Below are 15969 nucleotides of genomic sequence, written 5' to 3'. Positions count from 1 at the left end.
ATTCGTCCCAAATCGCACCGGATCGTCGCGCGCCGACGAGGCTTCCGCGCTCAGTGCGCGGTCGCGGAATGGTCGCCGAGCGGCTGGCCTGGATGGGCCGGCTGGCTGGCGATATCGTCGGCCTCGGTCCATTCGATCGGCGCGGGCACGGCGACGAGCGCCTTCTCCAGCACCTGATCGACATGGCTGACGGGCACGATCTCGAGCCCGTCCTTCACATTGGCCGGAATTTCGGCGAGGTCCTTCACGTTCTCTTCGGGAATGAGGACGGTCTTGATCCCGCCGCGAAGAGCCGCAAGCAGCTTCTCCTTCAGCCCGCCGATCGCCAGGACCCGCCCGCGCAGCGTGACCTCGCCGGTCATGGCGACGTCGGCCCGCACCGCGATGCCGGTCAGCATCGAGACGATCGAGGTGACCATGCCGACGCCTGCGCTGGGCCCGTCCTTGGGCACGGCGCCTTCGGGCAGGTGGATGTGGATGTTCTTGCGCTGGAAGATCGACGGCTTGATCCCGTAGGCCGGCGCGCGCGCCTTCACGAAGCTGAAGGCGGCCGCGACGCTTTCGGTCATCACTTCGCCGAGCTTGCCGGTGGTCTTGATCTCGCCCTTGCCCGGCGTGGTAACGCTTTCGATCGTCAGCAGCTCGCCGCCGACCTCGGTCCAGGCAAGCCCGGTGACCGCGCCGACCTGCGGCTCTTCCTCCGACACGCCGTGCTTGAACTTCCGCACCCCGGCGAACTCGCCGAGATTGTCGGGTGTGATCGTGACGCTTTCCGCCTTCCCCTCAAGGATCCGGCGCAGCGACTTGCGCGCCAGCCGCGCGATCTCACGCTCCAGCGTGCGCACGCCCGCCTCGCGGGTGTAGTAGCGGATCAGGTCGCGCAGCCCGTCCTCGGTCAGCTCGAACTCGCCTTCGGCCAGGCCGTGCGCCTCGATCTGCTTGGCGATCAGGTGGCGCTGGGCGATCTCGACCTTCTCGTCTTCCGTGTAGCCTTCGAGCCGGATGATCTCCATCCGGTCGAGCAGCGGCTGCGGGAGATTGAGGCTGTTCGCGGTGGTCACGAACATCACGTCGGAAAGGTCGATGTCGAGCTCCAGGTAGTGGTCCTGGAACTTCGAGTTCTGCTCCGGATCGAGCACTTCCAGCAGCGCCGAGGCGGGATCGCCGCGGAAATCCTGGCCGAGCTTGTCGATCTCGTCGAGCAGGAACAGCGGATTGCTCGCCCCAGCCTTGCGCAGGTTGGTGACGATCTTGCCCGGCAGCGAGCCGATGTAGGTGCGCCGATGACCGCGGATCTCCGCCTCGTCGCGCACGCCGCCGAGGCTCTGGCGCACGAACTCGCGGCCCGTCGCGCGGGCGATCGACTTGCCGAGGCTGGTCTTGCCGACGCCCGGAGGGCCGACGAGGCACAGGATCGGGCCCTTGAGCTTCTGCGTGCGCGCCTGCACCGCGAGGTACTCGACGATCCGGTCCTTGACCTTCTCCAGCGCATAGTGGTCCTCGTCGAGGATCGCCTGCGCTTCGGCGATGTCCTTCTTGAGCTCGCTCGTCTTGCCCCAGGGAAGGCCGAGCAGCACGTCGAGGTAGTTGCGGATGACGGTCGCCTCGGCGCTCATCGGCTGCATCGACTTGAGCTTCTTGAGTTCACTCTGCGCCTTGGCCTTGGCTTCCGCGGAGAGTTCGAGCGTGTCGATCTTCTCCTGCAGCTCGGCGATCTCGTCGCCTTCCTCGCCGTCGCCGCCGCCGAGTTCGCTCTGGATCGCCTTGAGCTGCTCGTTGAGGTAGTACTCGCGCTGGGTCTTCTCCATCTGCCGCTTCACGCGGCCGCGGATCCGGCGCTCGACCTGCAGGACCGAGAGCTCGCCCTCCATGAAGGACATGACCATCTCGAGCCGCTTGAGCGGATCGCGCTCGGTCAGCACGGCCTGCTTGTCGGAGACCTTCGCGCTGATCGCCGCGGCGATCGTGTCGGCGAGCTGGCCCGCGTCGTCGATCTCCTCCAGATCGTCGCCCGCGCCCTCGCCCAGCTTCTTGTTGAGCTTGGCGTACTCGCCGAACTGCTCGACCACCTGGCGCATCATCGCGACGACTTCGCTGCCCGAAGCGGTTTCCGGCTCCAGCACCGAGACTTCGGCGACCATGAAATCACCGTTCGGCCTGATCTCTTCCAGCCGCGCCCGCGCCGTGCCCTCGACCAGCACGCGAACCGTGCCGTCGGGCAGCTTGAGGAGCTGGAGCACCTGGGCGACCACGCCCACGTCGTAGAGATCGTCCGCGCCGGGATCGTCGCACCCGGGGTCGAGCTGCGAGAGCAGGAAGATGTCCTTGCTGCCCTCCATCGCCGCTTCCAGCGCCGCGACCGACATGTCGCGGCCGACGAAAAGCGGGACGACCATGCCGGGGAAGACGACGATGTCGCGCAGGGGGAGAAGGGGGTGTTGCTGGTTCATGCTGTCAATCCGTCCGTGGAGCGCGGAAGGCGCGCTCCGTTTGACCCCGGATATGGGAACCCGCCGCGCGGGCCGCAATGCCGGCGATCGCCGAACCTGTTGACACATGTGACGCGGTGGCTGGGCAAAGTGTCACCTTGTGATGTCGCTTTCGGAGAGCGTCTTCGCGTGACGCACACCAGAGGCGCGGCGGGGGAGCTGGCTTGACCGGACGAGACGACGAGACTCGGCATCGGGAGACGATGGCAAATCGGGGCGATGTAGGAAAATGGTTTCGGGCGACGCGGGTTTGCAACCGGCGCGGCGATGCCTAATATCGCCGCATGACGTTCATGATCTTCCATCGCGCAGCGGCATTTCCGCTCGTTTGAGCGAATCGCGATAGCGAACCTGCCGGCGCCGTGGAGAGCGGCGCCGCGAACTTCTGCACATTCGATGGAAAGCACCTCATGACCTCTGACACCACCGCTGCGCCCGACGCCGGCGCAATCGCCTCGTTCCTTTCCGACGGCTTCATCCGCATCGACCGCGCATTTCCCAAAGCGTTGGCCGAGGACGCGCGCACGATCCTCTGGCGCGATACCGGCTGCGATCCGCATGACCGCGCGACCTGGACCCGGCCCGTCGTCCGGCTCGGCCACTATGCGCAGCCTCCGTTCCGCGCCGCGGCGAACGGTCCGGCGCTCCACGCGGCCTTCGACGCGCTGGTCGGCCCCGGACGCTGGCTGCCGCCGATGGCGCTCGGCACTTTCCCCCTCCGCTTCCCCTCGCCCGAAGATCCTGGCGACGACGGCTGGCACGTCGACGTCAGCTTCGGCGAGGACAATCCGGACTTCATGGAATGGCGCGCCAACGTCCACAGCAAGGGCCGCGCGCTGCTCATGCTGTTCCTGTTCTCCGACGTCGGGCCGGAGGACGCCCCGACCCGCATCCGCGCCGGGTCGCATATCGACATCGCCCGCCGGCTCGCCCCCGCGGGTGAGGCCGGACTGACGCTGCGGGAGCTCGCCGCTGACGGCTTCGCAGCATCGGCCGACCGGCCCGAAGTGCTCGCCACCGGCGAGGCCGGCACGGTGTACCTGTGCCACCCGTTCCTGATCCATGCAGCCCAGCGCCATCGCGGAATCGAGCCCCGCTTCATGGCCCAGCCCCCGCTCCTACCGCGCGAGCCGATCCGTCTCGAGCGGGAGGACGGTGCCTACTCGCCGGTCGAGCAGGCGATCAGAATGGCGATCGGAACCTAGCACCGGCCGCCCCGGCGCTTTCGGCCGCGTGTAAGAAATCCCCTCCCGCCTGCTACTAACGGCGTGAAGGTGGGGAAAATGACCGACGCCGAACGCAACCGGATTTTCGAGAGCTGGATCGAGGCGCACAAGGCCATCCTGTTCAAGGTGGCGCGCGCCTACGGCTCCACGCATGCGGACCGCGAGGATCTGTTCCAGGAGATCGCCTTGCAGGTCTGGCACTCGGTCGCGGCGTTTCGCGGCGACTCCGCGGTCGCCACCTGGATCTACCGGGTCGCGCTCAACACCGCGCTCGCCTGGAGCCGGAAGGAGCGCAAGCACGGTAGCGGACGACAGGACTTCGATGCGGCGACCGCACTGCTGGTTGCCCCGCCCGACCGCGACCCGCGGATCGAGTGGATCTACCGGCAGATCGCCGAGCTCGACGAGGTGAACCGGTCGCTCGCGCTGCTGATGCTCGACGGCTTCAGCTACCGCGACATGTCCGAGATCCTCGGCCTCGGCGAGAGCAACGTCGGCGTGAGGATCAACCGCATCAAGAAGGCGCTCGCCGCCCAGCTCGCGAAGGAGCAGAACGATGGACTTTGATCAGATGATGGACGCCTGGAAGGCGCAGGACGACAAGCCGCTTTATGGCGTCAACGGCGACCTGCTGCGGCTGGTCCTCCGGCATGAACAGGCCGACATCCGTCGTTCGCTGCGCCGGGATCAGTGGACGACATACGTGGTCGGGACCGCAATGGCGGCGGTGGCCGGCATCTCGCTATGGGCATTTCTCTATCTTCGGGGCCTTTCGCCGCAGGCGGTCATTGCGATGTCAGCCGCTCTTGGAGGGGTGGCGTTATGGATGGGCGCGCTATGGCTGAGCCGCAGACGCCAGGCCGTGCGGGAGCGAGATTTCGGCAATACACTGCAGGAAGAGGTTCGCCGCAATCTCTCGTTGATCGACTACCAGCTGTCGCAAGTCGGGCGCTGGAGCAATCTCATGCTCTGGTCGGCGCCGATCGTGGCCAGTGCATCGCTGATCTTCTGGCTGATCATGGAAATCAACCGGATCGACGACCTCTGGCTCACGGCGGGGACCGTCGTTTTCCTGGTGGTCTCGACCGCATGGAGCACTTACGACAGCAGCCGCAGGACCAGACAGGACCTCCTGCCGCGCCGGCAGCGCCTGACCGAACTGCTTGAGATGCTGAACTCGCCGTAAGGGGCGGGGCGCGCCCCTCTCCGGCATCCCGGCGCTCTCCGTTGGTGGTGAGGGCGCACCTGCCGCGCCGATCGCCCCGCCCTCGGCCGGTCAATCCAGCACGATCCCCGGATACCATCCGCTTTGCGCCAGGAGGGCGCGCGCGTCGGAGGCCTCGATCAGCTCGCGGATCGCGGCGCGCTTGTCGGGCGCGCGGCGGTAGTAGGCCTTGGCGATGCGATAGCCGACCCAGTAACCAAGCTGGCCGGGATCCTCCGCGGTCGTGTTGTCGAACCAGGCGGACAGGTCGGTCTTGCCGATATCGGCAAGGAACCGGGTTTCGATCTCGCGTTCGCGCCCTTCGGCCGAGGCATGAACGGCGACATTGGCGATGCCGCCCGAGATCAGCTCTCCCACGAACTCGGCCACGCCTTCCGCGATCGCACGCTGAAGCACGGTCGGCTCGTCGTTCACGGGCGGCTGCTGCACGTGGATGTATTCGTGCGCGATCACGTTGACGAAGCGGTCGTCGGCATCGCCGCCGAGCACTTTCGCCGCCAGGTCGGAGCACATCCCTTCGAGTGCGACCTGCACGCCGTGTCCGCGCTCGGCGATGGCGATCGGCTTGCCGCGGCTCACCAGGATCGTCACCGGCGGCTTGTCGGCCTCGGGATAGATTTCGAGCAGATTGCGGAACGTCCGCTCCAGCCGATCGGCAACGCGCGGGAGCGAGGCGAGGCAGGTTCGCGCATCGGTGTAGAGTTCGGGCCTTTCCGCGAGTGCGCGGGCGATGTTCTCGGCGTCGACGTTGCGCACCGCGAGCAGGTGACGCAGGCCGGCCGATCCGCGGTCGAGATACTCGCGCTGGATCTGTTCGACGCTCGGCCGCCCGCCGGTGGCTTCGTAGAGATCGTAGAAGCGCGCGACGTCTTCGGTCTGGACCTGGATCGCGGCGGGCGCGGGAGGCGTACCGGATGGCGGAGCGGGTGAAGCGCAAGCGGTCAGCAGGCAGGCCGCGACGCCCGCGAGGCTCGCGCTTGCGGCGGGTCTCACTCGCGCCGCCTGCGAGGCCGCGCCACGTGCCGCGCGATCATCCCATGCCCGGCAGGTTGAACCCGGGGGGCAGGCCGAGGCCGCCCTGCATCTTCTTCATTTCCTCGCCCGAGACGCGGTCGGCCTTGTCGCGGGCGTCGTTGAAGGCCGCGGTGACGAGGTCCTCGACCATCTGCTTTTCTTCGGGCTTCATCAGGCTCTCGTCGATCTCGACCCGCAGGATGCGGCCCTTGGCGCTGGCGCGGACCTTGACCAGGCCGCCGCCGGCGGCGCCCTCGACTTCGATCGCGTCGAGCTTGGCCTGCATTTCGCCCATCTGGCTCTGGATCGTCTCGGCGGCCTTCTGCGCGGCCTGAATCATCTCTTCCATCGATTGCATCGGGGTGATCCTCTTTCGTCTCGTCAGCGGCCCCAGGCGGCACGGCCGGAGCTGTGGATTTCGGCTTCCTCGACCAGTTCGGCCTCCGGAAACGCGGCATAGGCGGCCTCGACCAGCGGGTGCGCGCGCACCTTCGCCTGTTCGGCGGCCTTGGCGGCCTCGTCCTCCTCAACGAGCGAGGGGACGCCTTGTTCTTCGCATTGTTCGACGATCCAGCGCTGGCCTGTCACGCCCATCAGCGCGTCGCGCAGTTGCGGGGCGATGTCGTCGCGGAAATGGGCGGCGCGCGAATAGCGCAGCGTGCCCGGCTCGAGCGTGACGACGCGGACCTGCAGTTCCATGATGCTGGCGGCGAGGTGATTGCCGTTGTCGCGCACCTGATCGACCAGGGCCCTCCAGCTCAACGCCGCCGCCGGAGCCGAACCGCCCGCGCCCTGCCCGCCGCCCGCAGGCGCGGCCAAGCCGTTCGCGGCCATTTCCTCCAGCTTCTTCGCCAGCTTGCCCGGGTCGGGCAGGTCGGCGGCATGGAGCACGCGCAGCAGCGCCATCTGCGCCGAGACCAGCGGGTCCGGCGCCTGACGCACTTCCTCGTGCCCCTTGAGCAGGAGCTGCCACAGGCGGTGGAGCTGCCCCGCGGACAGGCGGCCGGCCCATTCGGCCAGCGCGGCGCGCTCCTCGGCGCTCGGGGCTTCCGGCTCCCCGCCGCCGATCTGTGCGACCGTGATGCGGTGGACCAGATCCATCAGCCCGCGCATCAGCGCCAGCGGCTCGACCCCGAGCGCGTATTGGTCCGCGACCCCGGCGAGGAGGCCCTTGGCGTCGCCCTCCAGGATCGTGCCGAGCAGGCGGCGCTGGGCGCTCTTGTCGGCGAGGCCGAGCATGTCGCGCACGAGCGCGGCGGTCACCTTACCCTCTTCGCCCATGTCGGCATGGGCGATCGCCTGGTCGAGGATCGAGAGCCCGTCGCGCACCGATCCTTCGGCGGCGGCGGCGATCATGTGCAGCGCCTCGGGCTCGGCCGCGACGCCTTCCTCCTCGCAGACCCAGGCGAAGTGCGCCTGGAGCAGCTCGGTTGGGATGCGGCGCAAGTCGAAGCGCTGGGTGCGGCTGAGCACCGTGACCGGCAGCTTGTCGACCTCGGTGGTCGCGAAGAGGAACTTCACATGGGCCGGAGGTTCCTCAAGTGTCTTCAGCAAGGCATTGAAAGCATTGCGAGACAGCATGTGAACTTCGTCGATGATGTAGATCTTGTAGCGCGCGCTGACGGCGGCGTAGCGGACCGCCTCGATGATCTCGCGCACGTCGTCGACGCCGGTGTGGCTGGCGGCGTCCATCTCGATCACGTCGATGTGCCGTCCCTCGGCGATCGCCCTGCAGGGCTCGCACTGGCCGCAGGGATCGATCGTCGGGCCGCCCTCGCCGTCCGGCCCGACGCAGTTGAGCGCCTTGGCGATCAGGCGCGCGGTCGAGGTCTTGCCGACCCCGCGCACGCCGGTCATCAGGAAGGCATGGGCCAGCCGGTCGCGCGCGATCGCATTGGCGAGCGTGCGGACCATCGGCTCCTGCCCGATGAGCTGCGAGAAGGTCTGCGGCCGGTACTTGCGCGCCAGCACGCGGTAGGGCTGCGCGGAGGTGTCCGGCTTGGCGGCCGGCGCGGGCGCGGGTTCCGGAGGAGACGCCGGTGCGTCGCCGAACATGGCCGACTGGCCTGCCGCCTCGAGCTCGGCGGCGCTCGGCTCGGTCTGGTCCTCCTCCCCGGTGTCCCAGGGGAGATCGCCCGAAGTGTCCGGTGAATCACCCATGCGCGTTTAGGTAGGGCCAACCGCCGCCAATGTCATGCATGGCGGCCCAAACCGGCGGTAAAAAGCGGGGTGAAAAAGGAGCCGAGCGACCCGCTGCCATCCGTTATGGCTGCTTCCTTCCGGACCTGACCAGGTTGGCGGACGCGAACGTCCACCCGACTCCCGCGGCGCATATGGCGGGAGAGCGAGCGAATTGCAACCGCGCAGGCCCACCCCGCTGCGACTAGCCAGCAAACTGGCAAGTCTCGCTCCCCTCCCGCGCGCGGGAGGGGTCGGGCACGGGCACAGTCACCGATCCTCCCCATTTTTGCGAAAGCACAAATGGGGAGGTGGCGCGCGCCGTCAGGCGCGTGACGGAGGGGCCATGGCGCGCCCTGCCCCTCCACCACCAGCCTGCGGCTGGCGGTCCCCCTCCCCATTTGCGCTACGCGAAAACGGGGAGGATCTGGTTACCGGAAATTATCCGCGTAGGCCTGGATCTTGAGGTGGCGCGGAGGCGTCGCATGGACGCGCGCCGGAATGCCGTACTTCGCGGCATAGGCCTGGGCCGCCTCCATGCTCGGGAAGGTGAGCACGACCTGCGACTGCGTGTCGGCGCTGCCGGTCCAGCCCATCAGGGGGTCCGGGCGCTGCGCTTCGGACTGTTCGAATTCGAGCACCCATTCGGACGTGCGCGCCTTGCCGGACTGCATCGCGTTCTTGGGTCGCTGATAGATACGGGCTGCCATTTTTGTTTCGTCCTCAAACGCCGGGCGGCGGGCGCTCGCCCGCCTTGGCTTCGCGGTATAGGCCGCGGCGCGCAGTCGCGCTTGCAGGCCGTCTTTGCGGCCCGGGGCCGTCAAAATCAAGCGCCTCCATTCGAGAAGGCGTTCTTCGTCTTGAGGCTCGGGGCTTCGGTCCAGGGCTCCTCGGGCCAGCGGTGCTTGGGGTAGCGGCCCTTCATGTCCTTGCGCACGTCGGCCCAGCTTCCGCGCCAGAAGCCGGGCAGGTCGCGGGTCGCCTGGATCGGGCGGCCGGCCGGGCTGGTGAGCTTGAGGAGGAGCGGCGTGTCACCGACCATCGGGTGCCGCTCGAGCCCGAACAGCGCCTGCACGCGCACCTCGACGCTCGGCGCGTCGTCGCCGGTATAGTCGATCGGGTGACGCGTGCCGGCGGGCGAGACGAACTCGCGCGGAGCGGCGCGGTCGAGGCGCTGGCGGCTGTCCCAGTCGAGCTGGCCGAGGAGCGCATCGACCAACTTGCCGCGCGGCACCGCGAGATCGCGGCGCCCCTCGAGCAGCGGCCGCAGCCAGAGGTCGGCCGTTTCCGCGAGCGCTTCGGGTAAAAGCGCCTCGATCCCGGCATAGCGCGGTCGGGCGATGAGCTCGGGCGGGAGCAGCGTCGCCAGCCTCTCCACCGCCTTTTCCACAAGGATATCCACAACCTCCGCTGGATCGGGTGCGGGATCGGGGCCGCTGGCGAGGACGATCGCGCCGAGGCGGCGCTCGAGCCGCGCCTCGACCCTGCCCTCGCGCTCGTTCCACCGCAGGACCGAGCGGCGTTCGATCCGCTCGGGCAGCCAGCGTTCGAGATCCGCCTCCTCCAGCGCGAGCGCGGCGGTGATCCGCGCGCCTTTCGCCTGCCCCTGCGCGTCGCCGATCGCGAGCCACTCGGTGCGCGCAAGCGGGCTCGCCGGGTCGAGCACGAAGCCGCGGCCGCCGGCCGAAAGCCAGTGCTCGCCCGAGGGGTCGCGCCGGCGGGCCACGTTGTCGGGCAGGCCCGCGGCGAGGAGGATAGCCGGCGGAACGTCTACGTCCGCTTGCTTGCCTTCCTCCGCTCTCAGGGCCTTGTCACGGGGCCCCAATCTCCCACCCGTTCGCCCAGAGCTCGTCGAAGGGCCGCTCTTCTTTTTCAGCGCGGCGCCCGAAGAAAGGGACGGCCCTTCGACAGGCTCAGGGCGAACGGAGGATGGAAAGTAAGGGCGAGAAGGAGCGGCGAGCTGATGTTCCGCCCGCTCCGCCCACCGCGCGGCGAGCTTGCGGCTCGCCTCGGCGCGGGGGGCGCGATCGGCGTTCCAGCGCTGGAGGCGCGCCGCGAGGTCCTCTCCGCGCCCTCCGAGGCCGCGTTCCTGCAGCAGCAGCGCGATCTTTGCCGCCTCACGCGCCGCGCCCTGCTCCGCGCCGAAGAGGACCATCGCCGCGTGCGCCGGGTCGAGCGGCAGGGCCGCGAGCATCTCGCCGCGCAGGGTGATCCGCCCCTCCCCGTCGAGCGCGCCGAGCCGCATCAGCCGCTCGCGCGCGGAGGCGATCGAGGCCGCGGGCGGCGGATCGAGCCATGCGAGCGAAGCGGGGTCGTGCGTGCCCCAGCGCGCGAGGTTGAGCGCGAGCGGCGCGAGGTCGGCGGCGGCGATCTCCGGCAGGTCGAATTCGGGGCGACCGAGATGCGCGGCCTGTTCCCACAGGCGATAGGCGACGCCCGGCCCCTGCCGCGCCGCGCGGCCCGCGCGCTGACCGGCCGAGGCCTGGCTTGCCCGGCGGGTGACGAGGTGCGTGGTGCCGGCCGCGCGGTCGAACTCGGCATGGCGGGCGAGGCCGCTGTCGACCACGACCGAAACGCCGTCGAGCGTCAGCGAGGTCTCGGCGATGGCCGTGGCGAGGACGATGCGGCGGCGGCCTTGCGGATCGCGGCGGATCGCGGCGCGCTGACCCGCTGGCTCGACCTGACCGTGCAGCGGGAGGATCGGCACCTCGCGCAGGCGCTCGGCCAGCCGCTCGTCCGTGCGCTCGATCTCGCGCACGCCGGGGAGGAACGCGAGCACGTCGCCCTCCGTCTCGCGCCAGGCGGTGAGCACGGCCTGCGCCATGGCGTCTTCGATCCGCTTGTCGGGTGACGATCCCAACCATCTGATTTCGAGCGGAAAGGCACGCCCCTCGCTCTCGATCACGGGCGCTTCGTCACCCAGCAGGCGAGCGAAGCGCGCGCCGTCGATAGTCGCGGACATCACGCAGATGCGCAGGTCCTCGCGCAGCACCGCGCGGCTCTCGAGCGCGAGCGCCAGGCCGAGGTCGCTGTCGAGATGCCGCTCGTGCGCCTCGTCGAACAGCACGGCGGAGACGCCCGCGAGCTCGGGGTCCTCGACCACGCGGTTGACGAAGATCGCCTCGGTCATGACGAGCACGCGGGTCCTGGCCGAGGTTCGGCTGTCGAGTCGGCTCAGATAGCCGACCGTCTCGCCCGCTTTCTCGCCCAGCATCTCGGCCATCCGCTCGGCTGCCGCACGCGCGGCCACGCGACGCGGGCTGAGGAGGATCACCTGCCCGGTGCACCAGCCCTCGTTCAGCAGCGCGGGAGCGACGGCAGTGGTCTTGCCCGCCCCCGGCGGCGCGACCAGCACCGCCGCGCCGGAGGTGCGCAGGGCGGCGAGGAGGTCCGGCAGGACGGCGTGGATGGGGAGCGTCGGGTTCACGCGGGTGCCCTAACCCACCTTGTCGCCATGGCGAAAGCTAGATCGGGCGAGCATAGCCCTCTCCCCTTCAGGGGAGAGGGTTGGGAGAGGGGGACTCGCGCAACATCCACCGTCGTTGCGGCTTCGGCCCCTCTCAACTCCGACTAGCGAGCAAGCTCGTAAGCCTGCGTATCTCTCCCCTGACGGGGGGAGAGAGAAGGAATCCTCAATACCCCCGCGCCACCGCGAAGTGCGCGGCTTCGGCCATGGCCGCGCGGGCCTTTCCGTCGGGGAAGATCGAGATGGCGTCGACCGCGCGGGCGGCGAAGTGGCGGGCGCGGTCGCGGGTCGCCTCGACCGCATCGTACTTGCCGATCAGCGCGATGGCTTCGGCGAGATCGTCGTCGGACGTCCGGTGCCCGGCGATGGCGGCCTGCCAGAACTTGCGTTCTTCCGGCGTGCCGCGGGAATAGGCGAAGATCACCGGCAGCGTCATCTTGCCTTCGCGGAAGTCGTCGCCCCGGTCCTTGCCCATTTCGGCGGCGTCGGAATCGTAGTCGATCGCATCGTCGACGAGCTGGAAGGCGACGCCGAGATTGCGGCCGTAATCGTCGAGCGCCTGCTCCTCGCGCTCGCCGCATTCGGCAACCACGGCGCCGATCCGGCTGGCGGCGGCGAACAGCGCCGCCGTCTTGGCGCCGATGATCTGGAGATAGCGTTCCTCGCTCGTCTCGATCTGGCGCTGCGCGGTGAGCTGCGAGACTTCGCCCTCGGCGATGATCGCGCTCGCGCCGGAGAGGATCTTCAGGACCTTGAGACTGCCGTCCTCCGTCATCAGCTCGAACGCGCGGCTGAACAGGAAGTCGCCGACCAGCACGGTCGCCGGATTTCCGAAAATGATGTTCGCGGCGGCCTTGCCGCGCCTGAGCTCGCTGCCGTCCACGACATCGTCGTGCAGCAGCGTGGCGGTGTGGATGAACTCGACCGCCGCGGCGAGCTTGTGATGGCGCGCGCCCTGGTAGCCGACCAGTTCCGCCCCCGCGAGCGTCAGCATCGGGCGCAGGCGCTTGCCCCCGCCCGAAATCAGGTGCCCGGCAAGCCGCGGGATCAGCGGAATGTCGCTCTGCATCCGCTCGAGAATCACGGCATTGACCGCGTTCATCCCATGCGCCGTCAGCGCGAGCATCGGGTCGAGCGTGGGGCGGCGGCGCGGCAGGGGAACGACGTCGGCTGTCATGGCGCGCACGCATTGCTGCGGCGGACCGGGCTTGGCAAGCTTGGAATTGCGCGGCGGCGCGTGATAAGCCCTGCCGCGATGCCCGATTCCAACTCCGCAGGCGACGCGCAGCTCGCCGCCTTCCGCCGCAGCATCGACAATATCGACGCGGCCCTGATCCATATTCTGGCGGAGCGGTTCCGCATCACCCAGGCGGTCGGCGAGTACAAGGCGGCCAACGCCCTGCCCCCGGCCGATCCGGGGCGCGAGCAGAAGCAGATCGCCCGGCTGCGCAAGCTGGCCGAGGAAGCACACCTCGACCCCGAATTCTCCGAAAAGTTCCTGCGCTTCATCATCGACGAAGTGATCCGCCACCACGAACGCGCGCGCGGCAGCTAAGACAGCGCGTCAGTCGTCGCGGCCGCGCCGCCAGCGGCGATCGTCACGGTCACGGCCGCGCCAGCGGCGGTCATCGTCCAGGTCCCTGTCGCGCCAGCGCCGCTCGCGGTCCCCGCGGTTACGGTCACCGCGCCGGTCCCGGTCACGCCAGCCGCGGCGGTCGTCATCGCGCCAGCGCCGGTCGTCCTGGCGACGATAGCGCGACCAGTTCTCGCGCCGGTCGCCCCGGTCGCGGTAGCGGTCGCGGCGCGATTCCCAATAGCGGCGCGTGTCGTCGTCCCAGCGGTGGCGCTGGCCGCGGCGATCGTAGATGTAATAGCCGGAGCCGGGGTAGTAGTAGTCGTTGTACCAGCCGTAATACGGATAGGAGCTGCGGTCGTAGTAGCCGTCGTAGTACCCGCTGCCATATCCGGCCGAGGTGCCGTAATATCCGTAACCGTCGTCGTAGGTGCTGCATGCGCCGAGCCCGATGGTCGCGGCGGCAAGAAGGGCGGATGCAAGAATACGCTGGGCCATGACGGCCTCTCCCGGGTAACGAAGTTCGGCTAACCGATTTATGCGCGAGACGGCCTGCGGTTCCGAAGAACCCGGGCGATTGCGTTCAGGCCGCCCGCGGCAGGATCAGGCGGACGAGTAGCCCGCCGAGGTCCTCGCTCTCGCCCAGCTCCACGCTGCCACCGTAGATTTCGGCCACGTCGCGCACAATGGCGAGGCCAAGGCCGGTACCCGGCTTGTCGGTGTCGAGCCGCGCGCCGCGATCGAAGATGCGGATGCGTTCTTCCTCGGGAATGCCGGTGCCGTCGTCCTCGACCCAGATCACGCAGCGTTCGGCCTCGCGTTCGGCATCGATCGTGACGAACACGCTGCCGCCGCCGTACTTCGCGGCGTTCTCGATCAGGTTGCCGAGAATCTCGTCGAGGTCCTGCCGCTCGATCGCGACGCGCACCTCGCGGTTGCCGTCGATGTCGAAACGGACGTCCGGATAGAGCCGCTCGACCGCGCGGCGCACCGCTTCGGCGCTGTCCCACACCGTCGTCCGGGCATGGCCGACCGAGCGGCGGCCGACGGCGCGCGCGCGGGCGAGGTGATGATCGACGTGGCGGCGCATGGCGCGCGCCTCGCGGATCACCGTGTCGGCGAGATCGGGCGCGTGCGCGGTGGCGGCGTTGTTGACCACCGTCAGCGGCGTCTTGAGGGCATGGGCGAGATTGCCCGCGTGGGTGCGCGCCTCCTCCGCCTGCCGCTCGGAGTGGGCGAGGAGCATATTGATCTCCTCCACCAGCGGCTGGACCTCGAGCGGAAGCGGATCCGACACGCGGTTGCTGCCGGTCGTGCGGATGCGCTGAATGGCCGCGCGGATGCGGCGCAGCGGCAGCAGCCCGTAGTAGCTCTGCAGCACCGCCATGCCGAACAGGCCCAGGCCGAGCGCGGCAAAGCTCCACACCAGGATCGAGCGGATGCGGGTGATCTGCGCGTCGAGATTTTCGCGGGCGGAGGCGACCATGAAGGTCCAGCGCGTGTCGCTCTCCGGCAGGATGACGGTGCGCTCGACCACGCGCAGCGGCTCCTCGGGGAACTGGTTGTTGTCGTAGAAGTGCGGTTCGTGATCGACGTGATCGCCCTGCGGCTGCAATGTCCGGTCCCACAGCGACTGCGAGGGCTGCGCGCCGAGCGAGAACGATTCGAACCCTTCGCGCCCCTCGGCCGCGATCTGCCAGTACATGCCGCTATTCGGCTCAAGGAAGCGCGGCTCGCCGATAGGGCGGATGAAATAGACCTCCCCGTCGGGACCGACTTCGGAGATCACGATCATCGTGTTGAGCAGGTAGCCGAGCTGTTCGTCGAAGCTCTGCTGGACCTGCCCCGTCAGCGTCCGTTCGAGCGCTATCCCGCCGCCGACCAGAAGTATGATGATCCAGCCTGCCGCAATGAGCAGCATGCGCCGGGCAAGGCTGCCGGTATGGGGCGTCTGCCCCTCGCTTTCCCCGGCCGCGCCACCACCGCCGGACGCCGCATGGGGCGCGCCGGCCGCCGAAGCTTGCGCCGGATCAGGCGCGCGGGGCGTCTTGGGGGTCGTCGAGGCTGTATCCGAGGCCACGGATCGTCGTGATGACTTCCGCACCCAGCTTCTTGCGGATGCGGGTGACGAAGACCTCGATCGTGTTCGAATCGCGGTCGAAATCCTGATCGTAGATGTGCTCGATCAGTTCGGTGCGGCTGACCACCTTGCCCTTGTGGTGCATGAGGTAGCTCAACAGCTTGTATTCCTGCGCGGTCAGCTTGACCGGCTCCCCGCCGAGCGTGACCCGGCCCGAGCGGGTGTCGAGCCGCACGTCGCCGGCGGTCAGCTCGCTCGAGGTGTTGCCCGAAGCGCGGCGGATCAATGCGCGCAGCCGGGCAATCAGTTCCTCGGTCTGGAACGGCTTGGCGAGATAGTCGTCGGCACCGGCATCGAGGCCCGCCACCTTGTCCGACCAGCTGTCGCGCGCAGTCAGGACCAGGACAGGGAAGCCGCGCCCTTCCTTGCGCCACATGCCCAGAACCGTAAGCCCGTCGATTTCCGGCAGGCCGAGGTCGAGGATGACCGCGTCATAATCCTCGGTCGAGCCGAGAAAGTGGCCGTCCTCGCCGTCGGTCGAGAGATCGACCGCATATCCGTTCTGTTCGAGCGTGGACTTGAGCTGCTGGCCGAGCGTGGGTTCGTCCTCGACGATCAGGATGCGCATTGCTGGTTCGTTCCCCCTGGATCAGGCTGTCGCTAAGTGGGCTTTCGGGGTGAACGCGTCAACAAGCGAGCGGGTTTCCCTCCTCCACCG

14 protein-coding genes and 1 other RNA gene are annotated in these 15969 nt (G+C 68.7%); 4 read left to right on the top strand and 11 right to left on the bottom strand.

Annotated features, from left to right (window positions below; genetic code table 11):
* Positions 1-50 precede the first annotated feature (50 nt).
* On the bottom strand, positions 51-2450 hold the full coding sequence (gene lon, locus ETX26_RS03165; protein WP_129523227.1) for an endopeptidase La: 2400 nt from the start codon (positions 2448-2450) through the stop codon (positions 51-53).
* Positions 2451-2899: 449 nt separating this feature from the next.
* Here lon and ETX26_RS03160 point away from each other — a divergent pair, with 449 nt between their 5' ends.
* The 3 genes from ETX26_RS03160 to ETX26_RS03150 all read left to right on the top strand — a co-directional run bounded on the left by ETX26_RS03160 (position 2900) and on the right by ETX26_RS03150 (position 4901).
* Positions 2900-3694 carry a phytanoyl-CoA dioxygenase family protein gene (locus ETX26_RS03160; RefSeq protein ID WP_129523226.1) on the top strand — a complete coding sequence of 265 codons (795 nt, stop codon included), beginning with the start codon at positions 2900-2902 and terminating at the stop codon, positions 3692-3694.
* A 78-nt stretch (positions 3695-3772) separates the two neighbouring features.
* Positions 3773-4282 carry an RNA polymerase sigma factor gene (locus ETX26_RS03155; RefSeq protein WP_129523225.1) on the top strand — a complete coding sequence of 170 codons (510 nt, stop codon included), beginning with the start codon at positions 3773-3775 and terminating at the stop codon, positions 4280-4282.
* Positions 4272-4901 carry a hypothetical protein gene (locus ETX26_RS03150; RefSeq protein WP_129523224.1) on the top strand — a complete coding sequence of 210 codons (630 nt, stop codon included), beginning with the start codon at positions 4272-4274 and terminating at the stop codon, positions 4899-4901. The genes ETX26_RS03155 and ETX26_RS03150 overlap by 11 nt, the downstream gene beginning before the upstream one ends.
* A 90-nt stretch (positions 4902-4991) precedes the next feature.
* On the opposite strand, the gene ETX26_RS03145 is transcribed toward ETX26_RS03150, so the two are convergent.
* The 7 genes from ETX26_RS03145 to ETX26_RS03115 form a co-directional block, all read right to left on the bottom strand.
* Positions 4992-5933: a gliding motility protein GldB-related protein gene (locus tag ETX26_RS03145; RefSeq protein WP_129523223.1), complete on the bottom strand. Its 942-nt coding sequence runs from the start codon at positions 5931-5933 to the stop codon at positions 4992-4994.
* A 37-nt stretch (positions 5934-5970) separates the two neighbouring features.
* Positions 5971-6312, bottom strand: coding sequence for a YbaB/EbfC family nucleoid-associated protein (locus ETX26_RS03140; RefSeq protein ID WP_119512888.1), 342 nt, complete (start codon positions 6310-6312; stop codon positions 5971-5973).
* Positions 6313-6335: 23 nt separating this feature from the next.
* Positions 6336-8114, bottom strand: a complete 1779-nt coding sequence (locus tag ETX26_RS03135) for a DNA polymerase III subunit gamma/tau (protein WP_129523222.1) — start codon at positions 8112-8114, stop codon at positions 6336-6338.
* Between the two features lie 71 nt (positions 8115-8185).
* Positions 8186-8280, bottom strand: an RNA gene (gene ffs / locus ETX26_RS03130) — signal recognition particle sRNA small type.
* A gap of 283 nt (positions 8281-8563) precedes the next feature.
* Positions 8564-8842: an ETC complex I subunit gene (locus ETX26_RS03125; RefSeq protein ID WP_129523221.1), complete on the bottom strand. Its 279-nt coding sequence runs from the start codon at positions 8840-8842 to the stop codon at positions 8564-8566.
* Between the two features lie 116 nt (positions 8843-8958).
* Positions 8959-11559, bottom strand: a complete 2601-nt coding sequence (gene hrpB, locus ETX26_RS03120; protein WP_129523220.1) for an ATP-dependent helicase HrpB — start codon at positions 11557-11559, stop codon at positions 8959-8961.
* A 205-nt stretch (positions 11560-11764) separates the two neighbouring features.
* Positions 11765-12775, bottom strand: coding sequence for a polyprenyl synthetase family protein (locus tag ETX26_RS03115; RefSeq protein ID WP_129523219.1), 1011 nt, complete (start codon positions 12773-12775; stop codon positions 11765-11767).
* A 78-nt stretch (positions 12776-12853) separates the two neighbouring features.
* On the opposite strand from ETX26_RS03115, the gene ETX26_RS03110 reads away from it, so the two are divergent.
* Positions 12854-13153 (top strand): chorismate mutase, encoded by a 300-nt coding sequence (locus ETX26_RS03110; RefSeq protein ID WP_129523218.1) that lies wholly within the window; start codon positions 12854-12856, stop codon positions 13151-13153.
* Positions 13154-13162: 9 nt separating this feature from the next.
* On the opposite strand, the gene ETX26_RS14540 is transcribed toward ETX26_RS03110, so the two are convergent.
* From ETX26_RS14540 to ETX26_RS03095, 3 genes are all read right to left on the bottom strand, one after another.
* The gene (locus tag ETX26_RS14540; protein WP_129523217.1) at positions 13163-13669 is read right to left on the bottom strand and encodes a hypothetical protein; all 507 of its coding nucleotides are present in this window, start codon (positions 13667-13669) and stop codon (positions 13163-13165) included.
* Positions 13670-13754: 85 nt separating this feature from the next.
* Entirely contained in the window at positions 13755-15251 is a 1497-nt protein-coding gene (locus ETX26_RS03100) for a sensor histidine kinase (protein WP_225425478.1), read from the bottom strand.
* Positions 15202-15879, bottom strand: a complete 678-nt coding sequence (locus ETX26_RS03095; RefSeq protein WP_129523216.1) for a response regulator transcription factor — start codon at positions 15877-15879, stop codon at positions 15202-15204. The genes ETX26_RS03100 and ETX26_RS03095 overlap by 50 nt, the downstream gene beginning before the upstream one ends.
* Positions 15880-15969: the final 90 nt, after the last annotated feature.

It is taken from the genome of Pelagerythrobacter rhizovicinus (assembly GCF_004135625.1).
GTDB classification, from domain to species: Bacteria; Pseudomonadota; Alphaproteobacteria; order Sphingomonadales; family Sphingomonadaceae; genus Pelagerythrobacter; species Pelagerythrobacter rhizovicinus.
The sequence above is the reverse complement of the archived record's forward strand: the minus strand, read 5'-3'. Positions and strand labels throughout refer to the sequence as shown.

Excerpts from the sequence above, each read along its gene's own strand:
- lon (WP_129523227.1), bottom strand. The coding sequence starts at position 2,450 with ATGAACCAGCAACACCCCCTTCTCCCCCTGCGCGACATCGTCGTCTTC.
- ETX26_RS03160 (WP_129523226.1), top strand. The coding sequence starts at position 2,900 with ATGACCTCTGACACCACCGCTGCGCCCGACGCCGGCGCAATCGCCTCG.
- ETX26_RS03155 (WP_129523225.1), top strand. The coding sequence starts at position 3,773 with ATGACCGACGCCGAACGCAACCGGATTTTCGAGAGCTGGATCGAGGCG.
- ETX26_RS03150 (WP_129523224.1), top strand. The coding sequence starts at position 4,272 with ATGGACTTTGATCAGATGATGGACGCCTGGAAGGCGCAGGACGACAAG.
- ETX26_RS03140 (WP_119512888.1), bottom strand. The coding sequence starts at position 6,312 with ATGCAATCGATGGAAGAGATGATTCAGGCCGCGCAGAAGGCCGCCGAG.
- ETX26_RS03135 (WP_129523222.1), bottom strand. The coding sequence starts at position 8,114 with ATGGGTGATTCACCGGACACTTCGGGCGATCTCCCCTGGGACACCGGG.
- ETX26_RS03125 (WP_129523221.1), bottom strand. The coding sequence starts at position 8,842 with ATGGCAGCCCGTATCTATCAGCGACCCAAGAACGCGATGCAGTCCGGC.
- ETX26_RS03115 (WP_129523219.1), bottom strand. The coding sequence starts at position 12,775 with ATGACAGCCGACGTCGTTCCCCTGCCGCGCCGCCGCCCCACGCTCGAC.
- ETX26_RS03110 (WP_129523218.1), top strand. The coding sequence starts at position 12,854 with ATGCCCGATTCCAACTCCGCAGGCGACGCGCAGCTCGCCGCCTTCCGC.
- ETX26_RS14540 (WP_129523217.1), bottom strand. The coding sequence starts at position 13,669 with ATGGCCCAGCGTATTCTTGCATCCGCCCTTCTTGCCGCCGCGACCATC.
- ETX26_RS03095 (WP_129523216.1), bottom strand. The coding sequence starts at position 15,879 with ATGCGCATCCTGATCGTCGAGGACGAACCCACGCTCGGCCAGCAGCTC.